This is a genomic window from Dickeya sp. NCPPB 3274 (assembly GCF_000406205.1).
Lineage (GTDB): Bacteria > Pseudomonadota > Gammaproteobacteria > Enterobacterales > Enterobacteriaceae > Dickeya > Dickeya fangzhongdai.
The window spans coordinates 2,551,644-2,557,723 of record NZ_CM001979.1; the positions used below are offsets into that span (position 1 = coordinate 2,551,644).

Consider the following 6,080-nt stretch of genomic DNA (forward strand, 5'->3'; position numbering starts at 1 on the left):
GGTTAAGGAGACAGCGCGCCTGCATGACCACGCCGGACAGCAACCCACAAGGCGACCACCGGGGAGGCCCCCGGCGGGGGCCGAGCACGGGAACGAGCAAGGAGCCTGCGACTGCGAGCCGGGCGCAGCCAGTGCAGCGGGGTTGGGGCGGGGGCGAGGTAACGCCCTTCAGCGGAGGCCCGACGGGCCGACTTCTTCTTGGGGGTTGGGGGTTGACCTGAGTGCTGAAGAAGGAACACCGCCGCCGACAGCGGAAGGCGAAGCCTTGCGCGCCGCGCCCCGCCCGCGACGTGGCATGACGGCAGTCAGCCCCACGGGCTGTCTGCCGAACCCGCTCCCGCCGCACTCAACCGGAGAGCGCTAACTTTTGGGGCTGTCCGGCCACGCACTGAACAGACTGTCGATATCACGCGCACCGTGCAGCACACGCTCTATCCGCACCGCCGTTTCCGTTGTGCCGTACAGGATAAGATAACGCCCGTAGCTGCAACTTCTGATGCTGCGCCCCAGTTCCGGGCGTTCACGGTACAGCCAAGGATTTTCGCCTATCAGGATGCACTGCTGGTACAGGCTTTCCACGAAGCTCACCGCCCGTACCGGATTATCCTGCGCGATATAGTCGCCTATCGCCTCGATATCCTGCTCGGCCAGCGGCGATATGCTCACGTTCATTCCGGCTGCTCACCTTCCGCCATCCGGCGGTATTTCTCCGACAGACGACCGAACACCGCCTGCGCCTCCTTGCCCGGCCCGCTGTTCACGCCCAGCTCTACCGCCGCACGCAGCGCATCCAGCTTCGTCTGCTGCTCCCGCTCTTCCAGCGCCCGCAGCCCGGCGCGTACCACTTCGCTGACATTGTTGTAACGCCCGCTGTCGATTTGTTCGCGGATAAACTGCTCGAAGTACGGACTTAACGCGATACTGGTTGCCATCATTGCCTCCAACCACACAGGATAATATCTATTACTATCTGTTAGTATTTTCTTCCTTTGCCGCGCCGTCAACCCCTTCGTCCTGATGCGCGTCATCATCCGCCATCAGGTCAGCCGGCAGCCCGGTTTCATCACTGTCCGGCTGCTCCGCCGGATGGGTACTCGCATGAACCGCCTGCAACGCCCGGATGCTCACCTGCGTGTAGATTTGCGTGCTCTCCACGCTCGCATGGCCCAGCATCGCCTGTATCCACCGCAGGTCCGCCCCGTTCTCCAGCATCTGCGTCGCCATCGCGTGACGGAACAGGTGGCAGCTTCCCCACTTCGCTATCCCCGATGCCCTGATGTAGTGACTCACCAGAGTGGTGATGCCGTTCGGCGTCAGTCCCTCGATGCCATCCAGGGCCACGAACAGCGCCGGGCAGTGCGGGTTCACCAGCAGTTGCGGCCTCACCGCCTGCAGGTAATACGCCAGCCAGCGCAGCGCCCGCTGCCCGACCGGGATAACCCGGTCTTTCTTCCCCTTGCCCTGCACGATGGTCACGATATGCCGGCTCGCATCCACGCTGTACACCTCCAGCATCGCCACTTCACCCCGCCGTATCCCGGTTGACCACAGCAGCTCCATCAGCGCCCGGTCACGGATGCCCTGAAGCGTGGTCAGGTCCGGCAACGCCAGTACCTGCTCCACGTCCGCCACGCTCAGGATATGGCGCGGCAGCCGCTTTTCCAGACGCGGCAACACCAGACCCGACGCCGGGTCGGCCAGCAGCAGATGATGGCGTGTCATCCAGCCGAACCACACCACCAGTGGCCCCAACTGGCTGCGCTGCGTCCGCGTGCTCAGTGGCTCCCCGTTCGGTTTGCGGTACTGGTACAGGTGACGCTGATAGTGCTCCAGTATCGGTAAGGTGATGTCCCGGCCATAGTGCAGCCCGCGCTCCGCCGCCCACAGGATGAACCGGTACTGATGATGGGTTTGCGTCTTCAGCGTGGTTTCTGACCAGTTCCGCTCCCGACGCCACGCCACGAACCGCAGCAGCAGCGCGTACAGGCTCTTCGGGTCACTGGCCGGGCCGATGGGCTTTCTGTAGACCTCATCCACCGTCAGCAGCGCATCGGCACGCGGTTTACGGTTGGCCATGTGTCACCCCCGCGTTCTCAACCGGCGTATCGCCGACCGCAGGCAGCGGCGCGGATGGCGATTGTTGTTTCCGCCTGTTTACCGTATCCGGCTTCACCCCGACCGGTTCCGCCGTCAACCCTTGTGCCGTCTGGCCTGACACCAGTTTTTCATGCCCCGACCGGCTGCCGACCACACCCCGACCGGGGGCCGACTGAGTGACCTCCAGCCCCGACCGGCCGGCATTGCCCTCAGCCACGCCGTTTTTACTCGCAGGCAGCGGCACGGCAGGCGATTTTTCTTTTCCCCTGATTACCGTGTCTGGCTCAGACCCGACCGCTTTTGCCGTCAGCCCTTGTGCCGTCTGGCCTGAGACCGGTTTTTCACCCACCGACCGGCTGCCGACCATACCCCGACCGGTCGGCATTGCCCTCTGTCTCCGGGGTCGCGTCTTCCACCTCCAGCAGCCCGCACAGGTGCGCCCCACCGTTGTCGTCACCGTCCCACAGCAGCCCGTATTCATACGTCAGACCGCGACGGAACAGCAGCAGGTATTCCATTTCCAGCAGCCTGCCAAGGTGGATTTTCAGTTGCGTGTCACCCCAGCCCAGCGCTGCCCGCACGTCCCGCCGCGTGAACCGTATCTCGTCCGCCTTCACCGCCTGACCCTGCGCCCGCTCCTGTACCCAGCCCTTCAGCCACACCAGCAGCTTCCTCGTCTGCGGCGGCATTTCATCCAGCGTCCGGCCCAGCACCTCGTGGGCCAGGTGGTTGGCCAGCGCGATATCGCTTTTTTCCACCTCGATATACTCGATGACCTGCCCCCGGTGCGTCACCCGTTTCACTTCACGCTGGTACTGATGCAGCAGCGCGATGGCCTGGATTAAGGTCAGGTACTTCATGTGGTCGCGCCGGGTGCGGGTCTTGTCCGACAGGAACGTCAGCCGGTCGGCATACGGATTGACCACCTTCAGCGGTCGCAGCAGCCGCTGCGCGTTCTGGTGTAACGTCGTCAGGTACTGCTTTTCTGATGACTGAAGCAGCCCGGCCAGCGTCTGACCGTGGCGTTGCATCGCGTGGATGGCCTGCGTCTGCTCTCTGGATTCGTTCACCGTCAACACCAGACAGCGGTTCAGCAGCTCTTCATCCACGTCGCTGGCCGTGGTGGTCAGCATCAGCATCACCGGCCCCTGCACCCGGTATTCCCGCGTCACCAGCTCGCCGCTCTGCTCGTTCTTGCCGGTACTGGCGATTTTCAGTTCCCCGTCCGACTGCAACAGCTTCAGCGCATACGCCGCCTGCCTGACCCCTTCTTCCTCGGCTATCGCCAGTATCTTGTGTTGCAGCGAGGTTTCACCCAGATAGTAGAGACTCTGCCCGGTCATCGCGCTGTACTGGATACGCTCTTCTTCCGGCATCATCCCCAGCACCGCGTCCATCAGGCTGCTTTTTCCCGCCGCCGAACTGCTCTGTATCAGCACGGCCAGCGGTTTATCCAGCTTGCGCGACGTCGCCGCCAGATACCCGGTCAGCAGATTGGTGCTTTCCCCCACCACCCCGCAGGCCGCGAGGTCGTCCACGATACGCGCCGCAAGGTCGGGGGATGTGAGTAACGCCAGTGCGTCCGCCTCGTCTTCCGCGCTGACCGTGACCGCCGGAGCGCGTTCGGCCTGCTCCGCCGCCTGCCGCTGACGCTCCTGTTGCTGCTCCAGCATCAGCAGTACCCGCCCGCATTCGCGTTTGATGACCGACGCTTCACAGCCCAGTTCCGCCGCGGCCGCCGCCACATAGCCCTGACGCTGCCGCGAGCTGTACAGGTCCAGCGAGTCCACATACAGCGCGCCGGTTGACGCGTCCCGCACCTGCACGTTGACCTTCATCACCTCCTGTACGGTGTTTTTCTGCCAGCCGCGCACCCGCCACACCCGTGGGCCGTGGGTCAGCAGCAGGTCGCCGGACGCGGTTAACTCCCCCGCCACCGTCGGTGCCGGTACGCCCGCCGGGGCGGCTAAGGAAGAAGGTTCTGACTCACCGTTTACTACCGTGTCAGCGCGGAACACCACGCCGGGGCCGGACCCGTTTCCCATCCACTGCGACTGCTCCAGTGCCAGCCCTAACGCCGATTCCGGGCTGCCGCTGTTCAGCGCATACGCATTCGCATCCAGCCCCGGCGGGAACCGCACCCGCCACGCCTCGATACCCGCTTCCAGCAGCTCCGCCGCCACACTGTCCGCGCCCCGGTCGCCCGCTTCGTCCCGGTCATAGGCTATTTGTACCCGCTTCACCCCGTGATACTGCAACGCCGCCAGATGGTCAGCGGTAAAACCGTTGGCCCCGTAAGCTGTCGTCACATTGCGATAGCCCGCACACCAGAACGTCATCGCGTCGATCAGCGACTCGCACAGGATGACCTCTGACGACGCCTTCAGGGTTTCCTCGTTCCACACCCCGGCCAGTGGCGACGGCAGGTACAGGTGCTTCGGCGAGCCTTTGAGGATTTTGTGGTCCGGCTGCACCCGCCGCCCGTACAACTGCATCACCCGGCCCCGCTGCGCCACGCTCGCCGACTCCGCCCAGCCCACCACCGGCATCACCACGCAGCCCCGGAAGTGGTCCTGTCTGGTGGCGGCGCGCAGCACCCCCAGCCCGGCCAGTTTCTCGCGCAGCCGTTTTCCTTCCTGACTCGACGAGGACGGCAGCAGCCCCGCGCTGCCGCCGATACCGTGATGACCGGCGAACCCCAGCCGGAAGTGGCTCACCAGTTCAGGATGAGCCAGCCCGCGACTGACCAGCCACTGCTGGGCTTCCGCGCTCGCCAGCAGGCTCTGGTGGTAGAACTGGATAACCTGATTCAGCAGCGCCTGACCGTCATCATCCAGATCGGCGAGTTTCTGGCGGGGCGACGAGGCGGGGACAGGGACGGCGGCTAAAGAAGAGGCTGTCCCGGCCAGCTCCCGCAGCCGCAGCAGGGTTTGCGGATACGTCAGCCGCTCGGTGTGTTGCAGCCAGTCCAGCACCGACCCCGACGCCCCGCAGCCGAAGCAGTGGTACAGGTTCTTCGACGGCGTGATGACGCAGGACGGCGTGTTTTCCTGATGGAACGGGCACCGGCACACATAACTGTCCGCCCCCTGCTTTTTCAGTGTATGACCCTGAGACTGCGCCACGGCCCGCAGCGACACCCCGCGTTTCAGTTGTTCCAGCTCTGCCGGTGTCATTCGTCCCATCTCTGCTGCTCCCGTAAAAACCCGTCAATAACCGTTTAATGTTTTAATTAGATACCTTATACTGTGTATTTGTCAAACAGTATTAGAGGGACAGGTTACAGTATGGCTACGTCAACTTTGTGGTTCTTACCGATGAACTTTCCTGCTCGTCTGATACAACTGCGCAAGGCCGCCGACCTGACTCAACAGGCGTTAGCCGACAGCGCCTCCATTCATGTCAACCAGATACGCCGCTATGAGGCGGGGTCGGCGCAACCCACCTTAGACGCCCTGATTCGGCTGGCTAAGGTGTTGCGGGTCTCGCTGGATGGATTGGTGTTTGATGACCACGAGCGTGGCCCGTCTGATGATTTGGCGTTGCAGTTTGAGGCCGTCAGCGGAATGCCGGAAGAAGAGCGCCGGATTATCAAGGCGTTACTGGATGGGATGATACTGAAGTACCAGGCTAAACAGATCACTGAGCGCGGTTAGAACAGGCGGCAACCTGCTCCAACCGCTCACCACAAGCAACTAAACGAGGTAGTTACTATGGCTGGACGCGATTCTAAGTCAGAACCCCGCGCAACTGAAGCAAAAGAACCCCAACGGCATTACACCGTCGGCTACGCCCCTAATGGCATGAAGGGCAACCCGCCGCCGCAACTCACGCTGAAGGGCCGCTGGCTGGAAGATCTCGGCTTCAACACCGGACAGCCCGTTACCGTCACCGTCGAGCGCGGGCGGCTGGTGATTGAGGCGGAGATTAGGATCTAACCGGTAAGAACAAAGATCCCGGCGCAAGGGCCGGGATCGGTATCA

5 protein-coding genes and 1 pseudogene are annotated in these 6,080 nt (G+C 63.2%); 2 read left to right on the forward strand and 4 right to left on the reverse strand.

The genetic code is table 11. From position 1 onward, the window contains the following. Positions 1–360: 360 nt before the first annotated feature. From DXX3274_RS11585 to DXX3274_RS11600, 4 genes and pseudogenes are all read right to left on the reverse strand, one after another. Complete coding sequence (locus tag DXX3274_RS11585) at positions 361–672, reverse strand: type II toxin-antitoxin system RelE/ParE family toxin (protein ID WP_042859907.1); 312 nt, start codon at positions 670–672, stop codon at positions 361–363. Beyond that, the gene (locus tag DXX3274_RS11590; protein ID WP_042859908.1) at positions 669–932 is read right to left on the reverse strand and encodes a type II toxin-antitoxin system ParD family antitoxin; all 264 of its coding nucleotides are present in this window, start codon (positions 930–932) and stop codon (positions 669–671) included. Before DXX3274_RS11590 ends, DXX3274_RS11585 begins: the two co-directional genes overlap by 4 nt. 34 nt (positions 933–966) lie before the next feature. After that, on the reverse strand, positions 967–2,076 hold the full coding sequence (gene xerC, locus DXX3274_RS11595) for a site-specific tyrosine recombinase XerC (protein WP_042859909.1): 1,110 nt from the start codon (positions 2,074–2,076) through the stop codon (positions 967–969). Continuing rightward, positions 2,063–5,282, reverse strand: a pseudogene (locus tag DXX3274_RS11600) (CHC2 zinc finger domain-containing protein). The gene xerC and the pseudogene DXX3274_RS11600 overlap by 14 nt, the downstream one beginning before the upstream one ends. Positions 5,283–5,414: 132 nt before the next feature. Here DXX3274_RS11600 and DXX3274_RS11605 point away from each other — a divergent pair. Both DXX3274_RS11605 and DXX3274_RS11610 read left to right on the forward strand, forming a co-directional pair. Further along, on the forward strand, positions 5,415–5,753 hold the full coding sequence (locus DXX3274_RS11605) for a helix-turn-helix domain-containing protein (RefSeq protein WP_050569864.1): 339 nt from the start codon (positions 5,415–5,417) through the stop codon (positions 5,751–5,753). 57 nt (positions 5,754–5,810) lie between these two features. Beyond that, a complete protein-coding gene (locus DXX3274_RS11610; RefSeq protein ID WP_042859911.1) occupies positions 5,811–6,035 on the forward strand; it encodes a SymE family type I addiction module toxin in 225 nt (74 codons plus the stop codon). Positions 6,036–6,080: the final 45 nt, after the last annotated feature.

Excerpts from the sequence above, each read along its gene's own strand:
- DXX3274_RS11585 (WP_042859907.1), bottom strand. The coding sequence starts at position 672 with ATGAACGTGAGCATATCGCCGCTGGCCGAGCAGGATATCGAGGCGATA.
- DXX3274_RS11590 (WP_042859908.1), bottom strand. The coding sequence starts at position 932 with ATGGCAACCAGTATCGCGTTAAGTCCGTACTTCGAGCAGTTTATCCGC.
- xerC (WP_042859909.1), bottom strand. The coding sequence starts at position 2,076 with ATGGCCAACCGTAAACCGCGTGCCGATGCGCTGCTGACGGTGGATGAG.
- DXX3274_RS11605 (WP_050569864.1), top strand. The coding sequence starts at position 5,415 with ATGAACTTTCCTGCTCGTCTGATACAACTGCGCAAGGCCGCCGACCTG.
- DXX3274_RS11610 (WP_042859911.1), top strand. The coding sequence starts at position 5,811 with ATGGCTGGACGCGATTCTAAGTCAGAACCCCGCGCAACTGAAGCAAAA.